General features: G+C 62.9%; 22 protein-coding genes. 16 read left to right on the top strand and 6 right to left on the bottom strand.

What is annotated here, in order from left to right; translation table 11 throughout:
* Window positions 1-39 precede the first annotated feature (39 nt).
* From BLU15_RS18360 to BLU15_RS18300, 13 genes are all read left to right on the top strand, one after another.
* Window positions 40-2,064, top strand: coding sequence for a beta-N-acetylhexosaminidase (locus BLU15_RS18360; protein WP_090297045.1), 2,025 nt, complete (start codon window positions 40-42; stop codon window positions 2,062-2,064).
* 256 nt (window positions 2,065-2,320) lie between these two features.
* The gene (locus BLU15_RS18355) at window positions 2,321-3,199 is read left to right on the top strand and encodes a LysR substrate-binding domain-containing protein (protein ID WP_090297042.1); all 879 of its coding nucleotides are present in this window, start codon (window positions 2,321-2,323) and stop codon (window positions 3,197-3,199) included.
* Between the two features lie 195 nt (window positions 3,200-3,394).
* Entirely contained in the window at window positions 3,395-4,819 is a 1,425-nt protein-coding gene (aldA, locus tag BLU15_RS18350) for an aldehyde dehydrogenase (RefSeq protein ID WP_090297040.1), read from the top strand.
* Window positions 4,820-4,926: 107 nt separating this feature from the next.
* On the top strand, window positions 4,927-6,204 hold the full coding sequence (locus BLU15_RS18345) for an MFS transporter (RefSeq protein ID WP_210187450.1): 1,278 nt from the start codon (window positions 4,927-4,929) through the stop codon (window positions 6,202-6,204).
* Window positions 6,205-6,209: 5 nt separating this feature from the next.
* The gene (locus BLU15_RS18340; protein WP_090297035.1) at window positions 6,210-7,427 is read left to right on the top strand and encodes a mandelate racemase/muconate lactonizing enzyme family protein; all 1,218 of its coding nucleotides are present in this window, start codon (window positions 6,210-6,212) and stop codon (window positions 7,425-7,427) included.
* 21 nt (window positions 7,428-7,448) lie between these two features.
* Window positions 7,449-9,062 (top strand): GMC family oxidoreductase, encoded by a 1,614-nt coding sequence (locus tag BLU15_RS18335; RefSeq protein ID WP_060519375.1) that lies wholly within the window; start codon window positions 7,449-7,451, stop codon window positions 9,060-9,062.
* Window positions 9,063-9,304: 242 nt separating this feature from the next.
* Entirely contained in the window at window positions 9,305-11,044 is a 1,740-nt protein-coding gene (gene ggt, locus BLU15_RS18330) for a gamma-glutamyltransferase (protein ID WP_090297034.1), read from the top strand.
* 207 nt (window positions 11,045-11,251) lie between these two features.
* On the top strand, window positions 11,252-11,608 hold the full coding sequence (locus BLU15_RS18325) for an SPW repeat protein (protein ID WP_034789629.1): 357 nt from the start codon (window positions 11,252-11,254) through the stop codon (window positions 11,606-11,608).
* Between the two features lie 678 nt (window positions 11,609-12,286).
* On the top strand, window positions 12,287-13,420 hold the full coding sequence (locus tag BLU15_RS18320; RefSeq protein ID WP_090297032.1) for a YdcF family protein: 1,134 nt from the start codon (window positions 12,287-12,289) through the stop codon (window positions 13,418-13,420).
* A gap of 235 nt (window positions 13,421-13,655) precedes the next feature.
* Complete coding sequence (gene queC, locus BLU15_RS18315; RefSeq protein ID WP_034789627.1) at window positions 13,656-14,366, top strand: 7-cyano-7-deazaguanine synthase QueC; 711 nt, start codon at window positions 13,656-13,658, stop codon at window positions 14,364-14,366.
* Window positions 14,366-14,722 carry a 6-carboxytetrahydropterin synthase QueD gene (queD, locus tag BLU15_RS18310; RefSeq protein WP_060519321.1) on the top strand — a complete coding sequence of 119 codons (357 nt, stop codon included), beginning with the start codon at window positions 14,366-14,368 and terminating at the stop codon, window positions 14,720-14,722. The genes queC and queD overlap by 1 nt, the downstream gene beginning before the upstream one ends.
* On the top strand, window positions 14,719-15,456 hold the full coding sequence (gene queE, locus BLU15_RS18305; RefSeq protein ID WP_060585676.1) for a 7-carboxy-7-deazaguanine synthase QueE: 738 nt from the start codon (window positions 14,719-14,721) through the stop codon (window positions 15,454-15,456). The genes queD and queE overlap by 4 nt, the downstream gene beginning before the upstream one ends.
* Window positions 15,457-15,558: 102 nt before the next feature.
* Window positions 15,559-15,909, top strand: a complete 351-nt coding sequence (locus tag BLU15_RS18300) for a DUF488 domain-containing protein (RefSeq protein ID WP_060585677.1) — start codon at window positions 15,559-15,561, stop codon at window positions 15,907-15,909.
* A 19-nt stretch (window positions 15,910-15,928) separates the two neighbouring features.
* On the opposite strand, the gene BLU15_RS18295 is transcribed toward BLU15_RS18300, so the two are convergent.
* Entirely contained in the window at window positions 15,929-16,774 is an 846-nt protein-coding gene (locus BLU15_RS18295; RefSeq protein WP_090297029.1) for an arylamine N-acetyltransferase family protein, read from the bottom strand.
* A gap of 2 nt (window positions 16,775-16,776) precedes the next feature.
* Entirely contained in the window at window positions 16,777-17,943 is a 1,167-nt protein-coding gene (locus tag BLU15_RS18290; protein WP_090297026.1) for a serine hydrolase domain-containing protein, read from the bottom strand.
* Between the two features lie 198 nt (window positions 17,944-18,141).
* Here BLU15_RS18290 and BLU15_RS18285 point away from each other — a divergent pair, with 198 nt between their 5' ends.
* The 3 genes from BLU15_RS18285 to BLU15_RS18275 all read left to right on the top strand — a co-directional run bounded on the left by BLU15_RS18285 (window position 18,142) and on the right by BLU15_RS18275 (window position 20,859).
* Window positions 18,142-18,957 carry an SDR family NAD(P)-dependent oxidoreductase gene (locus tag BLU15_RS18285; RefSeq protein WP_090297024.1) on the top strand — a complete coding sequence of 272 codons (816 nt, stop codon included), beginning with the start codon at window positions 18,142-18,144 and terminating at the stop codon, window positions 18,955-18,957.
* A gap of 1 nt (window position 18,958) precedes the next feature.
* Complete coding sequence (locus BLU15_RS18280) at window positions 18,959-19,858, top strand: LysR family transcriptional regulator (RefSeq protein WP_082584559.1); 900 nt, start codon at window positions 18,959-18,961, stop codon at window positions 19,856-19,858.
* Window positions 19,859-20,007: 149 nt separating this feature from the next.
* On the top strand, window positions 20,008-20,859 hold the full coding sequence (locus BLU15_RS18275; protein WP_034789610.1) for an alpha/beta fold hydrolase: 852 nt from the start codon (window positions 20,008-20,010) through the stop codon (window positions 20,857-20,859).
* 57 nt (window positions 20,860-20,916) lie between these two features.
* Here the strand turns inward: BLU15_RS18275 and BLU15_RS18270 are convergent, their stop codons facing one another.
* The 4 genes from BLU15_RS18270 to BLU15_RS18255 are packed head-to-tail and all read right to left on the bottom strand — an operon-like array spanning window position 20,917 to window position 25,980.
* Window positions 20,917-21,993 (bottom strand): ABC transporter ATP-binding protein, encoded by a 1,077-nt coding sequence (locus tag BLU15_RS18270; protein WP_034789608.1) that lies wholly within the window; start codon window positions 21,991-21,993, stop codon window positions 20,917-20,919.
* The gene (locus BLU15_RS18265) at window positions 21,990-24,254 is read right to left on the bottom strand and encodes a glycoside hydrolase family 2 protein (RefSeq protein ID WP_090297148.1); all 2,265 of its coding nucleotides are present in this window, start codon (window positions 24,252-24,254) and stop codon (window positions 21,990-21,992) included. Before BLU15_RS18265 ends, BLU15_RS18270 begins: the two co-directional genes overlap by 4 nt.
* An 8-nt stretch (window positions 24,255-24,262) precedes the next feature.
* Complete coding sequence (locus BLU15_RS18260) at window positions 24,263-25,084, bottom strand: carbohydrate ABC transporter permease (protein WP_051659165.1); 822 nt, start codon at window positions 25,082-25,084, stop codon at window positions 24,263-24,265.
* On the bottom strand, window positions 25,081-25,980 hold the full coding sequence (locus tag BLU15_RS18255; RefSeq protein ID WP_090297145.1) for a carbohydrate ABC transporter permease: 900 nt from the start codon (window positions 25,978-25,980) through the stop codon (window positions 25,081-25,083). Before BLU15_RS18255 ends, BLU15_RS18260 begins: the two co-directional genes overlap by 4 nt.
* Window positions 25,981-26,035: the final 55 nt, after the last annotated feature.

Genomic DNA, 26,035 nt, shown 5'->3' with positions numbered 1-26,035 from the left:
CGGGCGGCCGTAGAGACCAATCACTCATGGAGCCATTTGATGACGTTTGCCGCCAAATCTGACTATCTTCTGGAAACGCTCTGGGTGCCCGTCGGCACCGCCGACAGGTCGGTCTATGCGCTGACGCTCACCAACAATTCGGACCGGCCGATCATCGGCTTTCGCCTCGGCGTCTCGGGCCCGGCGCGCATCGATCCTGCCGCTGAGGTCGAGGGCGGGCAGCTTCTGGTCCGGCTCTCCAACTATGCGGAATTCGCGCCGCCGGAAGGTTTTGAGCTGAAGCCCGGCGCGACCTGGACGCTCAAGGCTCACGGCATGAGCTTCGAGCCGCGCCACTGGACCGATGGCGCCAACGCCGCCTTCCTCGTCCTGTCCGATGGCACGAATGCGCCGGTTGCCGTGCTTGCCTCGCGGGCGCATGGCGACAATGCCGAGCTGAAGCGTGGCGCCGCCGTCTATCCAGTGCCGAAAGTGGCCCCGGTGCCAGTCTCGATCGTGCCGTGGCCGCAAGCGGTTGCGGTCTCCGGTCAGCTATTGGCACCTCCGGGCCTCGATCTGAAGGCCGAAGGCAGTGAAGCGTCCGCCGCGGCGAAGGCGTTTGCCAATCTCACGGCCAGCCTGTTTCCGGTCGAGGGCCTTGTCCGGCCGGCGGCGGAGGGCGGTTTCCCGGTCGAATTGTCAAAGGCGTCGCACCTTGGTCCGGAGGCCTACACGATCCGTTTCTCGCCTGCCGGCGTCGCCATTTCGGGCGGTAGCCAGACGGGTATTCTCTACGGCCTGATCACGCTCGGCCAGGTCCTGCGCGGGGCGCGGTCGCATCCGGGCACCTTCGTGTTTCCGACGGGCGGGGAGATCAAGGACGAGCCGGCGCTCGCCTGGCGCGGCACCCATCTCGACGTCGCCCGGCAGTTCTATAGCACCGCGGAGGTCGAGCGCTTCCTGCAACTGATGGCCTGGAACAAACTCAACCGTTTCCACTGGCACCTGACCGACGACGAGGCCTGGCGCGTGGAGATTGACGCCTATCCGGCGCTCACCGAAATCGGCGCCTGGCGCGGCCATGGCCGCAAGATCCCGCCGCTGCTCGGCTCGGGTCCTGAACCGACCGGCGGCTACTACACCAAGGCGGCGGTTCGTCAGATCGTAGCGCTTGCCGCCAGCCTCGGCATCGAGGTGATGCCGGAAATCGACATCCCCGGCCATTCCTATGCGATGCTGCAGGCAATCCCGGAACTGCGCGATCCCGAGGAAAAGGGAAGCTATCATTCGGTCCAGGGCTTCCCGGACAACTGCCTGAACCCGGCGCGCGAAGAGACCTATCGCGTGCTGGAAGTCATCTTCGACGAGTTGATCGAACTCTTCCCGATGCGGGCGATTCATGTCGGCGCCGACGAGGTGCCGCTTGGTGCCTGGTCCGGCTCGCCGGAAGCGCTCACGCGGCTTCGTGCACTTGCCGGTGACGAGGTGGCCGAAACCCACGCCAAGCGCCTGAACGTCGTCACCAACACCCATGGCGCCGACGAGATCGACGGTTCGGGTGCGGCGGTGCTGCAGGGCGAGTTCCTGGCGCGTGTCCAGGCGTTCCTGGCGAGCCGAAATTGCGTTACCGGCGGTTGGCAGGAGGCGGCCCACGGCAACGTCATCGACAAGGCGAAGTCGTTGCTCTTCGGTTGGCGCACGGTCGAGGCGTCGGCCGCGCTTGCCGAGGAAGGTTACGACATCGTCGTCTGCCCGGGCCAAGTCTACTATCTCGACATGGCCAACAGCCCGGCCTGGTCGGAGCCCGGCGGCAGCTGGGCCGGCTGGTCAGACCCGGAAAAGCTCTACACCTTTGACCCGGTCGAAGGCTGGACCGACGCACAGAAAAAGCACCTGCTCGGCGTGCAATGCTGCATCTGGTCCGAACCGATGACCGACCGCGCCGTCTTCGACCGGCTCGTCTTCCCGCGGCTTTCGGCGCTCGCCGAAACCGGATGGACGCGACCCGAACGTAAGTCCTTCAAGCGCTTCGAGGCGCTGGTCGGGCTGATGCCGGTGCTCTACGGCTTTTATGCTGCGGAGTAGGCGCGGTTAAGTTTCCAGTTTTCGTCTGGGCTTGGCCAGGCGATAGATTGGATAGGCAAACGGCGGCGAGAGCCGCCGTTCGTCGTTCGGAGCTAGCCAGGCGTGCGCTTCCGCTTTGCTGGATACGATTTGGATTTTCGTGCTTGTGCGCCGGAGCGTGACACGCAAAGGTGCGCATCGATCCCGCGACGACCCGCGGGATGCAGCGTTTCCTGAGGCCAAGTTATCGATGCGAAGACTTCCTGGATTGTCGGCGATGAAGGTCTTCGAAGTGGTCGGGCAGACCCGCAGCTTCACGCGGGCGGCCGAGCGCCTCAACCTCACGCAAAGTGCGGTCAGCCGCCAGGTTCGCAACCTCGAGGATGAGCTTGGCGAAGACCTGCTCATCCGTCGCCACCACCATCTCGAGCTGACGCCGGCCGGTGCCGAACTGCTGGCGACGATCCAGGAAGCGTTCCATAGCATCGAGGTTTCGCTGCGCAGCATCACCGAGAAGAGCAACCAGAACCGCTTGCGGATCAACGTTCCGCCGACCTTTGCCAAGCGCTGGCTGCTGCCGCGTCTGCCGCGGCTGCGCGTGGCCCTGCCCGACGTCGATATCAGCCTCAGCACCGAAGCCACGGACACGCTTGCCGAGCGCGGTCTTCTCGACTGCGCCATCCGCTTCGGCGATGGCGAGTGGCCGATGCTGGATGCCAGCATCCTGATGACGGAGCGGCATGTGGTCGTCTGTGCGCCATCACTGCTCGAAGGGGTGAAAGTCGAGGGTCCGACGGACCTGCAGCGCTTTACCTTCCTGCACGTGCTCGCTTCACCCGACCGGCGTTATCTGACCTGGCGCCATTGGCTGGATGCAGCCGGGTTCCAGGATGTCGATACCCGCGGCGGGCTAGAGTTCGACCTGCTCGATCTGGCGATCGAAGCGGCCTGTGCGGGCCTCGGCGTCACCGTCGCCGATCGTTCGATGGTTCGCAATCAGCTTGAGACCGGGCAGCTCGTGCAGCTTTTCGACGTCGAGGTCGAGGGGCATGAATCCTACTGGTTCGTCACGCGGCCCCAGGCCGGAAACGACCGCAAGGTCGACGCGTTCCGTGCCTGGCTGCTTACGGAAGTTTCGGCCGACCGGGCTGCCTGAGCCAAGCATTCCATTTTGGAATGCTCTCGCTGAAAATTACTCGCTTGTGCCTTCGGCCCTATCGTCGCAACAGTTTCGTGACGGTCTCGGTCGGGGAGAGAGACGGGCCGTCGCTCGTTGTGCTCTCTCCCGCGCAGTCCGCTTGTCCTGCGCGCCTTTGGCGCCGGGAGCTGCGGCCAACACATCCGAGATGCCATGAGCCCCTATCGCAATTTTTCCGGCGGTCGTTTCATCGAAAGCACGTCTGCGGTGACGATCGACGTCCGTAATCCGGCGACAGGCCAGGTCTTCACATCGGTGCCGGCAGCAACGGATGAGGAGGCAACAGCAGCGGTCGAGGCAGCCATGAAGGCGCATCGCGCCTGGGCGGCACTGCCGGCCATCCAGCGTGGCGATGCGCTGCGTCGACTGGCGACGGTGCTGGAAAGCCGGGCTGAGACCATCGGCGCTGCCCTGGCGAAAGAGTCGGGCAAGAGCCTTGCCGACGCGACCGCGGAAGTCATCTACGGCGCCGAACTGATGCGCTACCACGCCGAATGGGCGCGCCGCATCGAGGGCGAAGTGATCGAGAGCGACAATCCCGGTGAAACCCTGCTCTTGAAGCGTGTTCCGATCGGCGTCGTTGCCGGGCTGATCCCGTTCAACTATCCGATCTACACACTGGTGCGCAAAATCGCCCCGGCGCTGATTGCAGGAAACGCCGTTGTCGTACGGCCGAGCAACAATACGCCGACATCCGCCTTCGTTTTTGCCGAAGCGATCGTCGAGGCCGGCCTGCCGGAAGGTCTCGTCAACATCCTCACGATGTCGCATGACGTCGCGAAAACGCTCTGCACCCATCCCGGCGTCGGCATGATCACGCTGACCGGCAGCGTTTCGGCCGGCCGCATCGTGCTCGACTACTGCAAGGAAAACATCGCCAAGCCCTCTCTCGAACTCGGCGGCAAGACCCCCGTCATCGTCGAGCCGGATGCGGATCTCGATGCTGTGGCACAGGCGATCATCGCCTCCAAGACCGCCCATTGCGGCCAGGTCTGCACCAGTGCCGAGCGGCTCTATGTACACGAAAGCGTGCATGACACGCTGCTCGCCAAGCTGCGCGAAGGTTTCGCTGCCCGCGCCTTCGGCGACCGCGCCGAGGATGCGACCCGCATGGGCCCGCTCGCCAACGCCGCCGCGCAGAAACGCGTGCATGAAATGGTCGAGCAGGCGCGGGCGGAAGGCGGAACGGTCGAGACCGGCGGTTACCTGCCGGAAGGACCGGGCTACTTCTATCCGCCGACGCTGATTTCCGGCTGCCGCCAGGAGATGGAGATCGTGCGCGAGGAGGTCTTCGGGCCTGTTCTCGCGGTGATCCGCTACTCGACCTTCGAGGAAGCGCTGGCGCTGGCGAGCGACCATCAGTTCGGCCTGAGCTCGGTACTCTTCACCGAGAACTATCGCACCGTCATGCGGGCCAGCGACGCCATCGAGGCCGGCGAACTCTACGTCAACCGTTTCCCGGCGGACCCCTATCAGGGCTTCCACGCCGGTTGGAAACGCTCGGGCCTCGGCGGCGACGACGGCAAGCACGGCATGCTGGAATTCACCCAGACGCGCCTCGTCGTCCTGAAACACTGATCATTTGAAATGACGCAATTCCGGACGGGAACCGGAATTGTTCGGACATCAACATCAAGACCGGGCCGATGGCATGCTCCCGCCATCGGTCGGGGAGGAGACTACCCTTGAGCTCAATTTCCGATACAGAAATCGCTGCGCCGTCCGTTTCGGCCCGCAGCCGTTACCTGCAACTGGCGCTGATCGTGATCGCCGCGGGCGCGATCTATCCGATCCTCTACCTGCGCCAGTCCTACCAGACGACGATGCTGGAGGTACTTAAGCTCACCAACACCGAGCTTGGCGTTCTCTATTCCATTCTCGGCACCAGCTTCCTGGTCGGTTACCTGCCGAGCGGCTGGCTCGCCGACCGCGTCCAGCCGCGCATCCTGATCCTCGTTTCCATGGTCGGCACGGGACTGCTCGGCCTCTGGTACGCGACGCTGCCCGGCTACTCATCGCTTCTCGTCATCTATTGCGGCTTCGGCGTCACGACGGGCCTGACGTTCTGGGCCGCCACGCTGAAGCAGGTCAATCTGATCGCCGGCGCCAATGAGCAGGGACGCTTCTTCGGCATTCTCGACGGCGGCCGTGGCCTGGTCGAGGCGCTGCTTGCCAGCGTCGCCATCGCGCTCTTCGTCTTCACGACGGAAACGCGCGGTGCCGGGCTTGCCATGGGTTTCCGTGATGTCGTGCTGCTCTATGCCGTTTTCTGCATCGTCGTCGGCATCGCCTATTTCGCCGTGTCGCGGCCCATCGCTGTCGAGAAAGGCGCGCGCAAGCGCGAAGGCAACCTGCTTGCCGACATCAAGACGCTGCTCCGTATCCCCGAGGTCTGGCTCGTCGCCGCCATCATCTTCTGCGGCTATCACGTGTTCCTCGCGACCTACAGCTTCTCGGCCTATCTGCAGGAAGGCGGCTTCGGCATTTCCGCCGCCATGGCCGGCCTGATCGTCACGATCAAGCTCTGGCTGCGCCCGGTCGGGGGCATCGGCGGCGGCCTGCTCGGTGACCGCTACGGCAAGACGGGCATCCTGCTCCTGAGCTTCCTCGTCGCAGCCGCCAGCCTTGTGGCGATGATCGCCCTGCCGGGCATCGGCTCGACGGTCCTCTTCGTCGGGCTGGTGCTGCTCGTCGGCCTCATCACCTATACGATCCGCGGCCTCTACTGGGCGATCCTCGACGATTGCCACGTGCCGGCCAACATCACCGGCCTTGCGATCGGCATCATCTCGCTCGTCGGCTACGCGCCCGACACCTACCTGCCGCTCGTCAACGGATACCTCTCAGACCGTTATCCGGGCATCGCCGGCTACCAGTTCTATTTCGGCTACATCGCCGCCATCTGCGTCCTCGGCGCCATCGCCACCCTGGTGCTGATGGCCCGCCTCAAGAAAAAGGGATGACACAAATGAAGATCGCGTCTCTCAAGACCTATGCCGTCGCCGTCCCGCCGCCGCATGTGGGCGGAATGTACTGGATCTTCGTGCGCCTCACGACCGCCTGCGGCATCGAGGGCATCGGCGAGATCTACGCGACCTCGTTCCATCCAAAGGCGCTGACGCCGCTGATCGAAGACGTCTTCGAGCGGCATCTGCTCGGCCATGATCCGCACCAGATCGAGCGCTTCTGGCGCTCGGCCTATTCGAGCGGCTTCACCCAGCGCCCCGACCCGACGATGATGGGTATCGTCTCGGGTCTCGAAATCGCCTGCTGGGATATCATCGGCAAGGCCGCCGGCCGGCCCGTCGCGGACCTGCTCGGCGGCACCGTGCACGAGAAGCTCCGCGCCTACACCTATCTCTACCCGAAGAACGCGGCTGGAGAGTTCGACTTCAACGATCCGGATCTCGCCGCCGGATGCGCCGTCGAAATGGTCGAAATGGGCTTCACCGCCGTCAAGTTCGACCCGGCCGGTCCCTACACCAACTATTCCGGCCACCAGCTTTCGCTCGGCGTGATGGACCGCTCGGAGGAATTCTGCCGCAAGATCCGCGACGCCGTTGGAAGCAGCGCCGATCTGCTCTTCGGCACGCACGGCCAGATGGTGCCGTCCTCGGCGATCCGGCTGGCGCGGCGTCTCGAAAAATACGACCCGCTCTGGTTCGAAGAACCGGTTCCTCCCGGACAGGAAGCGGCGATGGCGGAGGTGGCGCGCGCGACCTCGATCCCGATTTCGACCGGCGAGCGCCTGACGACCAAGTACGAGTTCCAGCGCGTCCTCGAACTGGAGGCTGCCTCGATCCTGCAGATGAACGTCGCACGCGTCGGCGGGCTTCTCGAGGCGAAGAAGATCGCCGGCATGGCAGAAGCCTATTACGCCCAGATCGCCCCGCATCTCTATAACGGCCCGGTCGGGGCTGCGGCCAGTATCCAGCTGTCAGCTGCGTCGCCGAACTTCCTCATCCATGAGGCGATCCTCGATTTCAGCGGATTTCATGCGGATGTGCTGAAGACCAAGCTCGCCGTCGAGGATGGCTACATCATCCCGTCGCGCGAGCCTGGCCTTGGCATCGAGCTCAACATGGACGTCGTCGAAAAGCACACGCCGTACACCGGCGAGCGCCTGCACCTGCAGATGGACAGCCGGCCGGCGGACGTGAAGGCCTTCGCGCCGGCACGCGGATAACTCCGACGATAGGACATGCAGATGATCTACGACTACATCATCGTCGGCGCCGGGTCGGCCGGCTGCATTCTTGCGAGCCGGCTCAGCGAAAATGGGCGCCACAGGGTGCTTTTGATCGAGGCTGGCGGCAACGACAATTCCTTCTGGTTCAAGATCCCGGTCGGCTACGCCCGCAGCTACTACAATCCCCAGGTCAACTGGATGTATTCGAGCGAGCCGGAGGCCGAGCTTCAGGATCGCAGCATTTACGTGCCGCGTGGCAAGGTCCAGGGCGGATCCGGCTCGATCAATGCGATGATCTATGTGCGCGGCGCGCGCGACGACTTCGACGACTGGAAAAACGCCGGCAATACGGGCTGGGGCTATGACGATGTCCTGCCCTATTTCCGCCGGCTCGAAACCCATGCGCGCGGATCGTCCGAATGGCACGGCGGCGAAGGCCCGATCCACATCACCCCGATGCGCGGCATGACGCACCCGATCACCGACGCTTTCCTCGAAAGCTGCGGATCGTTGCAGCTGCCGCTGAACGAGGATTTCAACGGCGCCTCGATCGAGGGCGCCGGCGTCTACGACGTCAACACCAACAACGGCCGCCGCTCGCATTCGAGCGCGGAGTATCTGAGGCCCGCCCTCAAGCGTCCCAATCTCACGATCGAACGCTACGCGCAGGCAGAAAAGCTGGTCTTCGGCGAAGACGGACGCGTGACCGGTGTCGATGTCATCCAGAATGGGACGCGGCGTCGCTTCACGGCGGGGCGCGAGGTCATCCTGGCCGCCGGTGCGGTCGGTAGCCCGCAGCTGCTGCAGGTCTCGGGCATTGGCGACGGCAAGCAGCTGTCGTTGCTGGGGGTCGAAACGCGCCGGCATCTGCCGTCGGTCGGCCTGAACCTGCAGGATCATCTCTGCGCCAGCTTCTATTATCGCGCGACGATCCCGACGCTCAACGACGAGTTCGGCAGTCTGTTCGGCCAGATGCGTCTCGGTCTGCAGTATCTCTTGACCGGCAAAGGACCGTTCTCGATGAGCGTCAACCAGGCGGGTGGTTTCTTCCGCGGCCGGCCCGACGAAGAACGGCCGAACATCCAGCTCTATTTCAACCCGCTCTCCTACCGCATCCCGACGGATCCGAAGGCCGGGCTGAAGCCGGAGCCCTATCCCGGCTACCTGATCTGCTTCAATTCCTGCCGGCCGACGAGCCGCGGCAGCATCTCGATTGCGTCCGGCGACCCCTCGGTGAAACCGCTGATCCGGCCGAACTACCTGACGACCGATCGCGACATCGACGAAGTGCTGCAGGGAAGCCGGCTTGTCCGCCGGATCGCGTCGGCCTCGGCACTCTCATCGTTGACGGCGGAAGAGATTTCGCCGGCGCCGCGCGTGGAAAGCGACGAAGCGCTGATGGACTATTTCCGCGAAAACTCCGGCTCGATCTACCATCTTTGCGGCACCTGCGCGATGGGGCCGGAGCAGGAGAGTTCGGTGGTCGACAGCCGCCTGAAGGTTCACGGCGTGCCCGGTCTCCGCGTCGTCGACGCCTCGATCTTCCCCAACATCACCGCGGGCAACATCAACGCGCCGACGATGATGGTTGCGGAGAAAGGTGCCGATCTGATCCTTGCCGATGCCGCCTGAGCGGCACGGCTTTTCTGTCGACTGGGGGACCCGACGCAGTGGCCGGTCAGGCATAGGGGTGTCGTTGAACGTCAGGCGTGATTTGCCATCGTCGATTGAGCGTGACTATACTTCCCGCACTTCATAGCCGTCCATATCAGGTGCTTGCCCCTACCGAACGATCGTTGCCACCGCGCTCGACGCGGCGAGACCACGGTCATTGAAATCTGGCAATGCGCCGCGAGCTTGCGAGGGAGAGACGCATGCCGAGTTTCCGCTTGAAGACCCTGTCGATTACGTTGCTCTTTGCATCGAGCCTGACGCCCTGGGCGGTGCAGGCGGCTTCACCCGAGCCCGTGAAGGCGGAGCACGGCATGGTGGTCACCGCCCAGCACCTGGCATCCGATATCGGTGTTGCCGTGCTGAAAAGCGGTGGCAATGCCGTGGATGCAGCCGTTGCCGTCGGCTATGCGCTTGCCGTCACCTATCCGACCGCCGGCAATATCGGCGGCGGCGGTTTCATGACCATCCGCTTCAAGGACGGCAAGACGACGTTCCTCGATTTCCGCGAGCGGGCGCCTCAAGCCGCGACCAAGACCATGTATCTCGACGCCAAGGGCAATGTCGTCGACGGCCTGAGTACCGAGGGCTATCTCGCCGTCGGCGTTCCCGGTCCGGTCCTGGGCTTCGAAATGGCGCGCAGCCGCTATGGCACCAAGCCGCTTGCCGAATTGATCGCTCCGGCGATCGCGCTTGCCAAAGACGGCTTCGTGCTGGAGCAGGGCGATATCGATTCCTTCGAGGGCGAAACGGACAGGCTCGCCAAGGACCCGGCCGCGGCCGCGATCTTCCTGAAGGACGGCAAGCCGTTCGTCGCCGGCGAGAAGCTGATCCAGGCCGATCTTGCCGCATCGCTTTCGAGCATCGCCGAGAAGGGCACCGACGCCTTCTACAAGGGCGCGATCGCCGACCAGATCGTCAAGGCGAGCGCGGAGAAAGGCGGCGTGCTCGTCAAGGCAGATTTCGAGCGCTACGCCGTGCGCGAACTGGAGCCGGTCAAGTGCAACTACCGCGGCTATGACATCGTCTCCTCGCCGCCGCCATCCTCCGGTGGCGTGATCATCTGCGAAATCCTCAACGTTCTCGAAGGCTACCCCATTTCCTACATGGGCTATGGCGCCGCCGACACCGTGCATGTGATGATCGAGGCCATGCGCCACGCCTATGTCGACCGCAACACGTCGCTCGGCGATCCTGATTTCGTCGAGAACCCCGTCGCCAAGCTTACCGACAAGGCCTATGCCAAGGACATCCGCGACACGATCGATCCGTTCCGCGCCGGCGTTTCCGCCACGCTGATCCCCAAGGGTTTCGGCGAAAGCAAGGAGACGACGCACTATTCGATCATCGACGACGAGGGCAATGCGGTTGCCGTCACCTATACGCTGAACGGCTCCTTCGGCGCCGGCGTCGTGGCGCCCGGAACCGGCATCCTGCTCAACAACGAGATGGATGATTTCACCGCCAAGCCAGGCGTGCCCAATCTCTACGGTCTGGTGCAGGGCGAGGCCAATGCGATCGCGCCCGGAAAGACGCCGCTGTCATCGATGAGCCCGACGATCATCTCCAAGGACGGCAAGCCCTTCATGGTGATCGGCAGCCCCGGCGGTGCACGCATCATCACCATCACGCTCGAAGCGATACTCAACGTCATCGACCACGGCATGAACATCCAGGAAGCGGTCGACGCGCCGCGCGTCCATCACCAGTGGCTGCCGGACAAGGTGTTCATGGAGCCCTATGCGCTCTCGCCAGATACCCGCAAGCTGCTGTCGGCCATGGGCCACAATGTCCAGATCGATGAAAGCTGGACGATCTGGGGACAGGCGACCGGCATCCTCGTCGGCGGCGAGAGCCTTTCGGACATCGAGGCCGGCGGCGGCGCCCGCTACAATGGCGCAGTCGACAGCCGCATCGGCGCGGGTGCTGCGCGCGGTTACTAGACGCACGCGAATCGGCGCAAAGCTGCGCCCTCGACACCCATTCAGAGCGGCGGATCGTCAGTTCGCCGCCTGATTTCGCGCATGCGACCACCGCGTGCTCACGCGAAAAAGAATTGAAAGCGGTTCCGGTTGAATTTATTATGTTTTCAGAGCGTGCGACCGCACGCGATCGTACGCTTTGGCCAAGCTTCATTCGTGGAGGTTGTCATGGCACTGATGGAAGGAAAGAAAGCACAGGACTGGATCAATCTGGTTCTTGCCGTCTGCCTGTTCGTCTCCCCCTGGATCATGGGTTTCGTTGTCGAAAGCGTTCCGGCCTGGAACGCCTGGGGCGCCGGCGTCGTGCTCGGCGTTCTGGCTATCGCGACGCTTGCCATGTTTGCGGAATGGGAAGAATGGGCAAGCCTCATCGTCGGGCTCTGGCTGATCGCTTCACCCTGGCTGCTCGGTTTCTCGACCAGTCCCAACCCCATGTGGACGCATGTCGTCCTTGGGGTGTTGGTGACCGCGCTCGCGATCTGGGCCGTCTGGGACGAACGGCAGCATCCGCATGCACATGCATGACGATGAGTAGAGAAGATTGCGGCCCGGCGCCGCAGCGCCGGGCCGCAATCAGTTTGCATCATTCGCTGCAATTTTGCGTTTGCGGCTGGCCGGATCGAGAGCGAAATCAGAAAAACCGTGCGGAACCGTCCTCTTCGGATTTGCGTGAGTTCAAAGGTCAGATCCCTTCGAACAATCCAAACGGGCCAGCGCATCGATTCACCTTACGGTGTCTTCGACAGCACGGCGCGCAACGACCGCCACGAACTCCCGAGCTCCGGAGTAGGTTTTCGGCTACCCATCGGCAGCGAGATCGTTGAAGCAGGCTTTGCTCTTGCCGAACCATGGAAATCACTGCCGGCAAGCCAATGTTCATGACATCCTGGCATTCAGCGATTGCGCACGCCCGCTGCGCGGGTGATGGCGTGCAATTGGATAATACCAATATAACGCCAATCAGCGACTGTTTCGGAACGTGAACGCAACTTGTATGCGCTATCTGTAAGAAATGTAACACGAATTATCCCGGCTTCAGTCACCATTACGGATAGTTGCGCCGCCGCGATCTGGACAGGTGGTAATGTTTTGGTATTTCTAATACTGGCCGCAAGGAGATGGGCCAAATCGGAAGTGAATACGGAACGCTATTGGCCCGAGGGCGAGCAAGCCGGCGGGCAACCGGAAAACTGGGAGATTTAAATGAAGCCGAGTTCCATTTTTGCCCCGTTGGGGTCGACCGTGACAGCATCGGGCACCCCGCGTTCGGTAAAGGCGGGTAGCGCACGGCGCCGCCTCCTTGGACTGTTGACAGCGACAGCGTGTCTCATTTCAGCGGTTCCAGCCGGCGCCTTCGACCAGGCAAACGCTGCCCGTATCAAACAGCTGGTCGACACCGGCATGCAGTATTACTGGTCGGGCGGCGACGTCAAAAAGGCGGAAGCCGAAGTCTTCAAGGGCATTACGCTGCATGGCAAATATGATGTCGTGGAGGAAGCCTTCAAGGAAGCGTCGACGCTCGCGCCTGAGCGGTTGGATTTCCAATATGCCGTTGCTGCGACCCAGATCATCCAGAAGAAGCTCGACGACGCGCAGGCGACCTTCCAGAGCATCCTCAGCAAGGACCCGACCGCTTTTGATGCGCAAAGCTGGCTTGAGGCAATTGCCCGCATCCGTGGCGATGAGACCGGCGCGGCGCTTGCCCACCAGGCTCTGGCCGGTCTCGATCGCGAGCGAGCGGAAGAGTATCGCAAGCGGTTTGTTCGCGCAGAACAGATCATGGCTGAAAAGCCGAACTTCGATGTCCCGACTGTGCCAGGCAAAGTCGTGATCGTCGCGCTGGGCTACGCGCTCGCCGATGACGGCAAGGCGCAGCAAACCTTGCTCGATCGTCTCGAGGTGACGTTGAAGGTCGCCGAGGCCAACCCGACAGCGCTCGTCATGGTGAGTGGCGGCGTGCCGAAAAATGGCGTTACGGAAGGTGACGTCATGTCCAAGTGGCTGGTCGACAAGGGTATCAGTCGCGATCGCATCATGATTGAGGACAAGTCGAAAGATACGATCGGCAATGTGATCAATGCCGCCAATCTCCTGGTGCGGCATCAGGCCGACACGGTAATCCTGGTGACCAGTTCGAGCCACATGCGCCGCGCGCGCACGGTCATGGAGGATGCCTTGAAGCAGCGCGACCTGCCATCGGCAGTGGTGCCGCTGAATGCACTGGACGCGCCAACCCAGGATGAAGCGGCAAAGATCGGGGCGGACGAGCGGTTGGTCATTTACCGTGATCTGATGCGTGTTTCGGGCGTATGGGCCTATCCGGGGCTGCAGCAGTAGTCATCGGAACATCCCCGAAAGCGCCTGATGCTTGCGCGTCCCACCCTTGCACTTAAGGGTGGGACGCGTGCGTTTCTGGCTCAGTTTGAGAATGCGCCGGTCGCGTGTATGGCACGCAGGAAGAGGCTGCGTACTCCCGCACTTCAACATAATGCTTCCCATCCGTCCTGCTTTGCCCTAGAAGGCGCGCCGTAATCCGGTCGCAGCCTACCCGGTCAAAACAAGGACACCTATCATGAAGACAATCGTCATCTGCTCCGGCGGATTGGACTCGGTATCGCTTGCCCACAAGGTCGCAGCCGAACACGAACTCATTGGCCTGCTCTCCTTCGATTACGGCCAGCGACACCGCAAGGAGCTGGACTTTGCCGCCGCCTGTGCCAAGCGGCTGGGCGTTCCGCATCAGGTCATCGACATCAGCGCGATCGGCGCCCATCTCACCGGATCGGCATTGACGGACGATGTCGACGTGCCCGACGGCCACTACGCCGAGGAAACGATGAAAGCGACGGTGGTTCCGAACCGCAACGCCATCATGCTCGCCATCGCCTTCGGGTTGGCAGCAGCGCAGAAGGCGGATGCGGTGGCCGTCGCCGTGCATGGCGGCGACCATTTCATCTATCCCGACTGCCGTCCCGGCTTCATCGACGCGTTTCAGGCGATGCAGAACCACGCGCTCGACGGCTACGCCGACGTCACGCTCTACGCGCCCTATGTGACGATTTCGAAGGCGGATATCGTCACCGACGGCGCGAGCCACCAGACGCCCTTCGAAGCGACCTGGTCCTGCTACAAGGGCGGCGCGCGCCATTGCGGGCGCTGCGGCACCTGCGTCGAGCGGCGCGAGGCCTTCCATCTGGCCGGCGTTGCGGATCCGACCGACTACGAAGATCCGGATTTCTGGGTGGCGGCGACGTCGGCCTTTGCGGCCGAGGAGGTGAAGTGATGTTCCGGATCACCAAGGAATTCCATTTCTCCGCCTCGCATCAGTTGAAGAGCCTGCCGGCAGACCATCAATGTGCGCGGCTGCACGGCCACAACTACATCGTCGAAGTCGAGCTTGCCGGCGCGGAGCTCAACGAGCACGGCTTCGTGCGCGACTATCACGAGCTTTCGCCACTGAAGCGCTACATCGACGAGAGTTTCGATCACCGCCATCTGAACGACGTTCTCGGCCACGACCGGGTGACGGCCGAATGTCTGGCGAAGCACTTTTACGACTGGTGCAAGGCGAGGCTGCCGGAAACCTCCGCCGTGCGTGTCAGCGAGACGCCGAAGACCTGGGCGGAATACCGGCCATGAGCGGGCCCGGCGAAACGCGCATCCGTGTCAGCGAAATCTTCGGGCCGACGATCCAGGGCGAGGGCATCCTGATCGGGCTTCCGACCGTGTTCGTGCGAACCGGCGGCTGCGACTATCGCTGCAGTTGGTGCGACACGCTGCACGCGGTCGACAGCGAATATCGCGACCAATGGCTGCCGATGGGCGTCGAAGAGATCTGGAGCGAGGTCGTCACGCTCTCCGGTGGCAAGCCGCTGACGGTCTCGCTTTCCGGCGGCAATCCGGCGATCCAGCCGCTGGCGCTCCTGATCGCCCGCGGGAAAGCCGATGGCTATCGCTTCGCGCTGGAAACGCAGGGCAGCATCGCCAAGGACTGGTTTGCGGATCTCGACGTGCTGACGCTGAGCCCGAAGCCGCCGTCGAGCGGCATGGAAACGGAGTGGCATACCTTCGACGACTGTCTTCGAATGGCAGCGGATGGGCCGCAGGTGGCGCTGAAGATCGTCGTTTTCGACGAGCGCGACTATGCCTATGCCCGGGATACGGCGGCCCGGTACCCCCATCTGCCGCTCTACCTGCAGCCTGGCAACCATACGCCTCCACCCCCTGACGACGACGACGCCAAAGTCGACATCGACGGCATCATCGATCGCATGCTCTGGCTTGTCGGCAAGGTGACGGAAGATCGTTGGTTCGAGGCCCGCGTCCTGCCGCAGCTGCACGTCCTGCTCTGGGGCAACAGGCGCGGGGTGTAGGCGGCAGGCGCCCCTTTACCGCTTGCCGGCAAGCGCCTTCGCGCTTGGATCGCCAATCGGCGGCAGCTATGGTCCTCAAATCAAGACCAATGAGGGGCGTTCATGCAGCTGAAGACGAAACGTGTCTATGAGCCGAAGGCCGATGGCGACGGGATGCGCGTCCTCGTCGATCGCCTCTGGCCGCGCGGTTTGACCAAGGCGGAAGCCGCGGTCGATCTCTGGCTGAAGGACATAGCGCCGACCACGGAGCTGCGCCGCTGGTTCCATGCGGATGAAGGTACGTGGGAAGAGTTTCGCGAGCGCTACCTTGCCGAGCTCGACGGCAATCCGGAGGCAGTTGACCTGTTGCGACAGCGCATTGCTGAGGGCCCGGTGACTTTGCTTTACAGCGTGAAGGATGAGGCCCGCAATCATGCGGAGATCCTCAAAGGCTACATCCTCACCCATCGATAGACGAGGCGCCGGGTTCACGTCATGTCGTTGGAATGGATGCCTCGAATGCGCCGCCGGCGCGCGCAGCGACCCGGCGCCAGTCGCCGTCGAGGGGTAATCCGAAGACGTTGATAAGGGCAGATTCGATTGCCGGTGCATCGAATTCTTGGCGCGTCACGGTGCCGTTCCTGTCACGGATCGTCAGCCGGTTTCCAAGCAGGATGTTACGTGTCTCCTCGGTGGTCAACGTCACCAGCAGGGTCTGTCGGAAAAGCGAATGCGGATCCGTGTATGTCGCGATGTTTGCGATCCGATACGCGTCCTCTCCACAAATGCTCGGCGATACCTCGTAGACCGGTACCCAGTCACGACCAAGTAATGCCTCCAGCACGTAGCCATCGAGCGTTCGGCTGAGACGGAACGGCTCATGCGGCGTCGGTTGCGGCGTGGTCCGGTCGAAACGCAGCGGCGCGGTCGGCACGCAACTGCCGAAGCCGACATCGACCAGATAGCCGACATCGTTCACGAAGACGCGGAGCGCCATGTGCGACCAGGCCGGCGGCGGCGCACCCGGGGCGCGCATCCACAGGACGCGGGCAATCAAGGGATCCACCCGGTAGCCGAGCGACGTGAGCACGCGCTGCAACAGGCTGTTCTGCTCGAAGCAATAGCCGCCACGCCGGCGGTCGATGAGCTTGGCGTCGACCGCCGCCGGCGAAAGGTCGATCCGACGGCCGAGAAGCACGTCGATGGCCTCGAAGGGGATCGACGCGGCATGGCGGGCGACGATCCTGCCAAGCGTTGTGAGATCGGGCGAGAGCGGCCCGACATGACCGATGCGGGCGAAGTAGCGGCCGAGGTCGACGGGAAATGGGGCGTTCCGCATGGCTAGAGGCTCCGATAGATGGCGTCGCGAAGATCGTCCGGGAAGCGTCCGTTCATGCCCTCAAAAGCGGTGTTGGTGAGCGCAACGACTGTCAGGCCGCGGGCCGGGTCGATGAACCACTTGTGCCCGTAGGCGCCGTCCCATTGCAGCGTGCCGCGCGACTGCGGTGTTCCCGCCATCTCGGGTTCGACAAGCACGGCGCCGCCGAAACCGAACTCCCACCCGGCGCCGGCGGCCAATCCGCCCGTCCTTGCCTGAATGTCGAACATCGAGCGGGTGCTGGCGGCGTCGAGCACCGGCGAGTGTCCGGTCCTGAGGCTTTCGAGAAGGCGGATCACGTCGCCGGCCGTGCCTGCCATGCCGGCTCCTCCGGAGGGAAAGGCTCGAGGATTGAAGATCCGGCCGGGCGAGAGGCGTACGGGATTGCCAAAGAAGGGGACCGCGTCGTCGCCAACGAGCCGCCGTGGCCGCGGCGAGGCATCGCCATAGTGGACCACGAGCTTGCGTTTATCGGTCACGGAAAAGGCGGTGTCGTTCATCCCCATCGGGCGTGTGACGAGCGTAGCAATCGCCTCCGGCAGCTTTGATCCCGTCGCCTCTTCGATAACGGCGCCAAGCACGTCGAGGCTCATCGAATAGCCCCAGCCGTGTCCGGGCGGATAGGATAACGGAATGGCGGTGAGCTTGCCGATGAGGGCGGTGAGATCATCGTCGGTGTCGTCGAGGCCGCTGCTGATGGCGTGCCGGCGATAAGGGCCGTCGCCTCGCTCCATGAACACGTAGCTCAAACCGGCACTGTGCGTCAGGAGTTGGCGGAGGGTTATCCGAGGCTCGCTGCCGTCCGGCAGCTGCGGCCTGAACGCGGGAAGCCATTCCGACACGATATCGTCGAGACCGATGGTGCCGCTTTGCGCCAGGTTGAGAGCAGCGACCGTGACGATTGGCTTTGCGACCGAGGAGAGCAGGAAGATGCTGTCCTCGGTCATCGGCCGGTCGGCCTCGCGTTCCGCAAGCCCGGCGGCATGTCGGTAGCCGGGCTCGCCATCGATAAGGATCTCGACGACTGTGCCGACGATGCGCTGTTCATCCAGGGCTTCCGCGATCACCCGGTCGAGTTCGGCCTTCAGCCGCGTTCTGCGCTTCGATCTTCCCTGTCTTGTCGCATCCATGATCGTCTCCTGTGCTTCTCGATACTGCGGCCCGGTCGACGCTTCAGGGCGAAACTCGGGCTCCCGGACAAAGGCAAAGCCCGTTCGCAACGAAAGTCGATCGTCTGTTCCCGTATGGGAGGCATACGCGCCTGCACGAGGCAGCCGTCGTCGTCCGGCGCTAAAAACGGTGCGACAACGTCAGATGGAGTCGGGTTGATGAACACAAACAATCTGGGATTTGCAGGCAAAGTCGCCTTAGTCGCAGGCGCCAGCAAGGGTATCGGCGCGGCCACCGCCCGCGCCTTTGCGCAGGCCGGCGCATCCGTTGTCCTTCTTTCCCGCTCGCAGCCGGCGGTCGAGGCGTTGGCGGTTTCCATCCGCCAGGCGGGCGGCGACGCACTGGCGATCGCTGCCGATGTCGGCGACGAGAGTGCCATGAAGCAGGCGCTTGCAAGTGTGATGCAGCACTATGGCCGGCTCGACGCCGCCTTCAACAATGCGACGGATGGAACCATGCCGGCCCCGCTTGCCGATCTCGACATCGAAGGGTTCGATCGCGGCATCCGCACCAACATTCGCGGCACCTTTCTCGGCATGCGTTACCAGATCGAGGCGATGGCGAGGGGCGGTGGCGGTGCGATCGTCAACATGGCGTCGGTTGCCGGCATCAACGGCACCTCCGGGCTTTCCGCCTATGTCAGTGCGAAGGCCGGGATCATCGGGCTGAGCAAGGCTGCGGCGCTGGACTATGCCGACCAGGGCATCCGGATCAATGTCGTTGCGCCCGGGCCGATCCTCACCCACCATCTCGAGGCCGCCGGCGCGGACATCCAGCGGCACGCAGCACTTTCGACGCCGATGCGCCGGCTTGGCCGGATGGAGGAGGTGGCCGCAAGTGTCCTCTGGCTCTGTTCCGATGCGGCGAGTTACATCACCGGCGTGGTGCTGCCTATCGACGGGGGCATGACGGCGGGCACGAAAGTGCTTATGGATTACCGTCGAGGCGAGCCGCCTCGGCCGGCTGAACCCTGAGGTGCCTGTGGACTGGGAAGAACTCCATCTTGTTCAGCACTTGGTCCGCCACGGCTCGCTGAGTGCAGCGGCCCGTGCGATGGGCACCACGCAACCGACGCTCAGCCGTCGCCTCGAGGCTTTTGAGCAGAAGACGCGCAAAACGCTGTTCGAGCGGCAACCGGGCGGCCTCGTGCCGACCGCCGTGTGCCTCTCCATCCTTTCTGCGCTCGAGCACATGGAGGCGAACGCGCTTGCGGTGGAGCGGCGCCTTGCGGTGCAGGACGACGCACTTGAAGGCACCATCACCGTGACCAGCCTCGACTGGATCGGAGACTACCTCCTGGCGCCGATCCTGACCAAGTTTGCAGCAATGCATCCCGGCGTCAGCATTCACCTTTTGAACGATGGCCGGCGCTTCAACCTGTCCCGACGGGACGCGGACATCGCCTTGCGTTTCGGCAGTTTCGACCAAAACGATATCGTCGAGCGCAAGGTTGCCGATGTCGCCTACGGCCTGTTTGCAACAGAGGCCTACCTTGATCGTTTCGGCCATCCGGATGTTGCGGGCGAAGGCAGGAACCAGACGATTGTCGAGCTGGTGGAGGTGCCTGTGCGGGTATCGCTCTCGACCTGGCTGAAAGATCTTTTGCCGGAGGCGAGAGTGCTGCTGCGCACGAATTCGATCCGCTCGCAATTGAGTGCGGTTGAGACCGGACAGGCACTTGCCACGCTGCCGCACTTTATCGCCGCCGGCCGGAATGGCCTTGTGGCCCTTGACCTCGGCGTTGCCGCGCCGGTTCTGCCGCTGAAGCTCGGTGTTCACCCGGAATTACGTGAATTGCCGCGGGTGCGAAAGCTCATGGATTTTGCCGTATCGCAGTTCGCGCCCCTGCGGGTGAGCCTCAACCCGTCAGGCTGAAGTGCCGGCGGACCAAGGCGCGACGCATTTGCTGGGCACTGCAACGAATGCGCGAAATTTTCTTGGCTGTCGATGTCGGGAGATGACGACGTCATGCGTCTTAATCTCGAAGGCGGTGCTCAACCGCGCTGACAACAAGGAGATTGAGAATGTTTCGTACCGCTTTGATCGCTGGCGCCCTGCTCATGTCCGGCACTGCCTTTGCCGAGGCTGAGACCGTCGAAGTCAACGGCATGAAGATGTATTACGAGGTCTCGGGCGAGGGCGAGCCGCTCGTCGTGCTGCACGGCGCCTACATGAACATTCCCTCGATGGGCGCGATCATCCCGAAGCTGGCCGAGACCCACAAGGTCTATGCAATCGAGTTCCAGGGCCATGGCCGCACCACCGATATCGATCGCCCGATCACCTATCCGAACCTCGCCGACGACGTCGCCGCCTTCATGGATGCGGTGAAGCTGGAGAAGGCCGATGTCTTCGGCTACTCAATGGGTGCGGCTGCCGGCCTGCAGCTGGCAATCCGCCATCCGGACAAGGTGAACAAGCTAGCCGCCGCGTCCGTCGGCTACGATGCCGAGGGCTGGCAGCCGGAATTCAAAGCATTCATCCCGCAGATGACTGTCGAGATGTTCGTCGGCATGCCCTTTGCCGAAGACTACCGCAAGCTCGCCGCCAATCCGGATGGGTTTCCCGATCTGGTCAAGAAGCTGATCCAGCTCGAAAAAGAACCGATGGCCTGGGAGGCGGATGTCAAGGCACTGAAGACCCCGGTTCTCGTCATCGCCGGCGATGCCGATGTGGCGACGTTGGAGCACACGGTGGCACTGTTCCGCCTGCTTGGTGGCGGCGCCATGGGCGACATGGGAAAGCCGCTATCGCCTTCGCGGCTCGCGATCCTGCCGGCGACGTCGCACACCGCCGTCATCAACCAGACGGAACTGTTGGAGGCTTTCATCGAGCCCTTTCTGAAGGGTGAGACACCGAAGGGCATGTTCCCGTGACAACGACGAACGGCGCCATCTTCGCAGATGGCGCCGCCCTCCTATGGTGGATAGCTTCTAGCGCAGGCGCCTGCCGTCTGCGTCGAACACCAGAGCGGCTGTGGGTTCGAAACGGGCGGCGATGCTATCGCCGGACTTCAGGCCGCGGCCGTTTTTTGTTTCGATGATGATCAGTTCGCCGTCGCCGTGCCGGGCATAGGCAAAGGTCTCGCCGCCCAGATGCTCCAGCATGTCGATCGTCAAATCGAGGCTCGCCGAGCCGCTGTCGCCGAAATGCTCGGGGCGAATGCCGATGGTCACGGTGCTGCCGGGCGTTACGTCCTTGACCGCAATCGGCAGCGTCGCATTGCCGAAATCCGCCAGGCGGACATGTTTCTCCCCGCCCGCGTTTGTTTCGACGATCCCCTTCAAAAAGTTCATCTTCGGCGAACCGATGAAACCGGCGACGAAGAGATTGGCCGGATCGTCGTAGAGGTCGAGCGGCGAGCCTACCTGCTCGACCACACCGCCGCGCATGACGACGATCTTGTCGGCAAGCGTCATCGCCTCGACCTGATCGTGGGTGACGTAGATGATTGTCGTTGCAAGCTTCTTGTGCAGCCTGGCGATCTCGATGCGCATGTGCACGCGCAGTTCCGCATCGAGGTTCGAGAGCGGCTCGTCGAAGAGAAAGATCTTCGGGTGCCGCACGATCGCCCGGCCGATCGCCACGCGCTGGCGCTGGCCGCCCGAAAGCTGTTTTGGCTTGCGGTCGAGCAGCGGCCCGAGTTCCAGGATGTTCGCGGCTTCGCCGACGCGTTGTGCGATCTCGGCCTTCGGCACGCCGGCAAATCGCAGCGCGAAACCCATGTTCTCCCGAACCGTCATATGCGGGTAGAGCGCATAGGACTGGAACACCATGGCGATGCCGCGTTTCGACGGATCGACATCGTTCATGCGCTCGCCGCCGATCGTGAGATCACCTGACGTGATCTCCTCCAGTCCGGCGATCATCCGAAGCAGGGTCGACTTGCCGCAGCCGGATGGCCCGACGAAGACGACGAACTCACCGGTCTTGATGTCGAGGTCTACACCCTTGATGACCTCGAAGTTGCCATAGGACTTTCTGACGTGCTTAAGTTGGAGTTCGCTCATGCAGCCGCCGCCTCGTCCGACACCGCCGAAAGCTCCAGCCTTACGGTTCCAAGCCGCGTCGAGGTCACCGCGACGGCGATGCCGCCGGCAGCACCCGTCGTTTCCAGCCAGAAGCCGGTCGAACCGCCCTGGAAGATCAGGCGATCGGGGCCGAGCAGGCGGGCAGGGCCGGTGACTGTCACGTCGACCGCGTCATTGAGGAAGGGCAGGATGTTGCCGGCCTGATCGAGCGCCCGCACGATCACCCGCACGCTGTCGCGCCCTTCGGCCCGAAGCGCCGTGCTGTCGGGGACGACTTCCAGCGCCGTCGGCACCGGATCGGCGACCATGCGCAGGTTGGCGACGGGCTCGCCGTCGATAAAGCCGGTGAAGGCTGCGTCTTCCCACTTCATGCCCCAGACGCCGAGTTCGTCCTTGGTGAAGTGGCGATGGTCGATGACGACGGGCGGGTGCGGCAGATGCGGGAAGTTCTCGCGGTCGGGGCCGACGCGCTTGACGAGCGATCCGTATTTCAGCTCGACCTCGTCGCAGTTGGTGAGCACGATCAAGGGCAGCACGCCGCCGATGTTGCGCTCGCCGCGTGCCCAGAAGGTGACCGGCTTCATCACCACGCCCTCCGACGGTTCGCATTGGCTGGCATAGACATAAGCCGCGAATTTCGGCTGGCGGAACATGTCCATGACACCGTGATAGCAGATCCGGTCGCCGGAGCCGAAGTCCTTGTGGGTGTTGTAGTCGAACATGCACCAGCCGACGGCGCCTGAAATGCTTGGGTCGCCATAGGCCGCGTTCAGCACTTCGAGGTGCCGGCGCACATGCTCTGCCTGCCGTTGTTCCTGGTCGTAGATCTTCGTCGGAAACATGTGGCCGCCGAATTCGGTGATGAGATAGGGCACCTTGCGGGTGAGCCCGGTGCATTCCTGCTGCGGACGTAGCGCCGTGCGCGGGCGGTTTGCGCCCGGCAGTTCCTCGTTGCCGAGGATAAAGTCGTTCATGGTGTAGACGTCTTCGAGGTATTCGCTGTCGGTAATGTAGCGCACGCCGCCGGTCTGGCGCGTGGGGTCGAGTTCGCGTGCGAGCCGGTTGGTCTCGACGTAGAAATCATGCGAGTCCTGGGATTCGTTGATGCGCACGCCCCAGATGATGATCGACGGGTGGTTCCAGTCGCGCTCGATCATGCGGCGGACGTTTTGGATCGCCTCCTGTTTCCAGCCCTCGCCGCCGATATGCTGCCAGCCGGGGATTTCCTCGAAGACGAGCAGGCCGATGCGGTCGCAATGGTCGAGGAACCACTTGGATTGCGGATAATGCGAGGTGCGCACGAGGTTGCAATGCAGCGTGTTCTTCAGGATCTCGGCATCGCGCTCCTGCGCCGTGCGGCCCATGGCGTAGCCGACATAGGGGAAAGCCTGATGGCGGTTGAGGCCGCGGATTTTCAGCGGCCGTCCGTTGAGCTTGAAACCATCCGTGGTGAACTCGGCGGTGCGGAAGCCGAAGCGTGACGACAGCCGGTCGCTGCCGCGATCGCTGCGCAGCTGCGCTTCCACTTCATAGAGAACGGGGCTGTCGATATCCCAGAGCGAGAGGCCCTTCAGGCCCGTGATCTCAAGGGTGACGCTCTCGCCGCGGCTTTCACCGGCTGCTTCCGCCAGCACCTTGCCGTTCGCGTCCTTGAGGAGTGCCGTGACCGTGCCGGCAAAGTTGACGCCTTGCGGATTGCCGAGATCGCAGCGGATCGAGACGGACTTGGCATCGCTGAGCGCATCGCGGGTTTCGATCTTGAGATTGGCGATCGAAACGGCATCGGTGACCTTCAACCAGACGTCGCGATAGATGCCGGCATAGGTGAGATAGTCGATGCGGCCGCCGAAGGGCGGGATCTCAGGGTTTTCGCTGCCGTCGATCTTGACCGTGATCAGGTTGTCGCCTTCCCGCAGCTTATCCGTCAGTCTTGCTTCAAAGGGCGTGTAACCGTCCTTGTGGGCGATGATCTCCTCGCCGTTGAGATAGACGACGGCGTCGGCCATGGCGGCGTCGAACACGACCGAGACCTCGCGGCCGTGGAACTCCCGACGCCAGGTAAGCACCTTCTGATAGGTGAAGGCGCGCTGATAGGATGCCTCGTCGAAATAGTTGAACGGCAATTCCACCGCATTGTGCGGCAGGCTGACCGATTTGCCTGCCTGCAGCCGGCCAGCGCTTGCCGCATCGAAGCCTTCGGAGAAAGTCCAGGTATCGTTGAAAGAGGTAACAGAACGCATGATCATTCCTATTTGACTGAGCCCAGCATTCCCTGGACGAATTGGCGTTGCATGAAGAAGAAGACGGCGAGGGTGGGAAGTGTCGCGAGAATGGTGCCGACCATGACGACGCCGTAGTCGGGGTAGTAGGCGGAAGCGAGCGAGGAGATGACCAGCGTGATCGTCTTCTGCTCGTTCGACTGCAGCACGATCAGCGGCCAGAGATAGTTGTTCCACGCCGTCATGAAGACGATGATGAAGGCCGCCGCATAGGTCGAGCGCATGACCGGCACATAGATGAACAGGAAGATCTGCCATTCCTTGAGCCCGTCGACCTTGGCGGCGTCCCGCAGTTCCGACGGGAAGGCCTTGGTGGTCTGGCGGAAATAGAAGACGACGAAGGCAGAGCCGATGGTCGGCAGCACGACAGCGAGGTGCGTGTTGATCAGCCCCGCCTTGCCCATCATGATGAACAGCGGAATCATCAGCGCGGCAAACGGGATCATCATCGTCAACAGAAGGGCGCTGTAGATCCTATCGCGGTGGCGCGAGCGGAACATCTCGAAGCCGTAGCCAGCCAACGACGACACGGCGAGCGTCAGCACCGTCGCGAGAATGGCTATCTTGGCCGAATTCCAGAAGACCAGCGGTGCGTTCACCTGGGTGAAGAAGGTGGCGATGTTGGTGGCAAGCGCGCTGCCCGGCATCATCCTGCCCTTGATGATGTCGATCGAAGAATTGGTCGCGCCGAGCAGCATCCAGACGAAGGGAAAGATCGAGAGAAAGGCCATCAGCCCGACGAAGCCGTAGGTGACGATGGTGCCGACGATACGTGTGGTTCCGTTGTTCATCGGTCGCGCTCCCGTGCCGCGAAGAATTGCAGGCAGGCGAGCAGGGCGACGAGCACCACGATCACATAGGAGACCGTCGCCGCGTAGCCGAAATTCGGCATGAAGCGGAAGGTCAGGTTGTAGATATAGAGCGACAGGGTCAGCGTGGCGTTGGACGGTCCGCCCTTGCCTTCGGTGAGGTTATAGACCTCGTCGAAGAGCTGGATCGTGCCGATCGTCGAGATGATCGTCGTGAACAGAATGACGGGCTTCAACAGCGGGATAGTGATGTGGGTGAAACGCGCCCAGGCAGGCACGCCGTCTATCCGCGCGACCTCGTAGATCGACTTGTCGATGTTCTGCATCGCCGCGAGATAGAAGATCATGTTGTAGCCGGTCCAGCGCCAGGTGATGGCGAGGATGACGAGCACCTTCGCCCAGAAGGGATGGGTCAGCCACGGGATCGGCGAGGCGATGAGGCCGATCGCCTCGAGCGTCGAGTTGACGATCCCGTCGAGCGCGAACATGCCCTTGAACAGCACCGAATAAGCAACCAGCGAGGTGACGCAGGGCAGGAAGATGGCGGTGCGGAAGAAGCCGCGGCCGATGAGTTTCGGATTGTTGAGCAGCGACGCAAGGATCAGCGCCAGCAGGATCATGATCGGCACCTGCACGACGAAATAGGTCAGCGTGTTCGTCAGTGCCTTGATGAAGACCGGATCGTTCCAGAGGCGGACGATGTTCGAAAAGCCGGCGAATTTCAGCATCATGCCGCGGCCGGACTGGAACGACATCCACAGCGACCAGACGATCGGATAGATCATGAAAAGGGCGATCAGCCCGAGTGCCGGCGCGACGAAGAGCCAGCCATTGACGTTGTAATATCGGCCGATGCCGCCGCGACGCGCGAGAGCCATCATCATCCCCGTGGATAGCAGGAGCCGTTGGCCGCGGCGTGTTTACCGCGGCCAG

This window comes from Ensifer sp. YR511 (genome assembly GCF_900103045.1).
In the GTDB taxonomy this organism is placed as follows: Bacteria; Pseudomonadota; Alphaproteobacteria; order Rhizobiales; family Rhizobiaceae; genus Ensifer; species Ensifer adhaerens.
Note: the sequence above shows the minus strand (reverse complement) of the source record. Positions and strands in the feature narration are given on the sequence as shown.

Coding starts and splice junctions, on each gene's coding strand:
- BLU15_RS18255 (WP_090297145.1), bottom strand. CDS start 25,980: ATGGCTCTCGCGCGTCGCGGCGGCATCGGCCGATATTACAACGTCAAT.
- queE (WP_060585676.1), top strand. CDS start 14,719: ATGAGCGGGCCCGGCGAAACGCGCATCCGTGTCAGCGAAATCTTCGGG.
- BLU15_RS18320 (WP_090297032.1), top strand. CDS start 12,287: ATGAAGCCGAGTTCCATTTTTGCCCCGTTGGGGTCGACCGTGACAGCA.
- BLU15_RS18335 (WP_060519375.1), top strand. CDS start 7,449: ATGATCTACGACTACATCATCGTCGGCGCCGGGTCGGCCGGCTGCATT.
- BLU15_RS18295 (WP_090297029.1), bottom strand. CDS start 16,774: ATGCGGAACGCCCCATTTCCCGTCGACCTCGGCCGCTACTTCGCCCGC.
- BLU15_RS18285 (WP_090297024.1), top strand. CDS start 18,142: ATGAACACAAACAATCTGGGATTTGCAGGCAAAGTCGCCTTAGTCGCA.
- BLU15_RS18270 (WP_034789608.1), bottom strand. CDS start 21,993: ATGAGCGAACTCCAACTTAAGCACGTCAGAAAGTCCTATGGCAACTTC.
- BLU15_RS18325 (WP_034789629.1), top strand. CDS start 11,252: ATGGCACTGATGGAAGGAAAGAAAGCACAGGACTGGATCAATCTGGTT.
- queC (WP_034789627.1), top strand. CDS start 13,656: ATGAAGACAATCGTCATCTGCTCCGGCGGATTGGACTCGGTATCGCTT.
- aldA (WP_090297040.1), top strand. CDS start 3,395: ATGAGCCCCTATCGCAATTTTTCCGGCGGTCGTTTCATCGAAAGCACG.
- BLU15_RS18300 (WP_060585677.1), top strand. CDS start 15,559: ATGCAGCTGAAGACGAAACGTGTCTATGAGCCGAAGGCCGATGGCGAC.
- BLU15_RS18360 (WP_090297045.1), top strand. CDS start 40: ATGACGTTTGCCGCCAAATCTGACTATCTTCTGGAAACGCTCTGGGTG.
- ggt (WP_090297034.1), top strand. CDS start 9,305: ATGCCGAGTTTCCGCTTGAAGACCCTGTCGATTACGTTGCTCTTTGCA.
- BLU15_RS18290 (WP_090297026.1), bottom strand. CDS start 17,943: ATGGATGCGACAAGACAGGGAAGATCGAAGCGCAGAACGCGGCTGAAG.
- BLU15_RS18340 (WP_090297035.1), top strand. CDS start 6,210: ATGAAGATCGCGTCTCTCAAGACCTATGCCGTCGCCGTCCCGCCGCCG.
- BLU15_RS18355 (WP_090297042.1), top strand. CDS start 2,321: ATGAAGGTCTTCGAAGTGGTCGGGCAGACCCGCAGCTTCACGCGGGCG.
- BLU15_RS18265 (WP_090297148.1), bottom strand. CDS start 24,254: ATGCGTTCTGTTACCTCTTTCAACGATACCTGGACTTTCTCCGAAGGC.
- queD (WP_060519321.1), top strand. CDS start 14,366: ATGTTCCGGATCACCAAGGAATTCCATTTCTCCGCCTCGCATCAGTTG.
- BLU15_RS18275 (WP_034789610.1), top strand. CDS start 20,008: ATGTTTCGTACCGCTTTGATCGCTGGCGCCCTGCTCATGTCCGGCACT.
- BLU15_RS18260 (WP_051659165.1), bottom strand. CDS start 25,084: ATGAACAACGGAACCACACGTATCGTCGGCACCATCGTCACCTACGGC.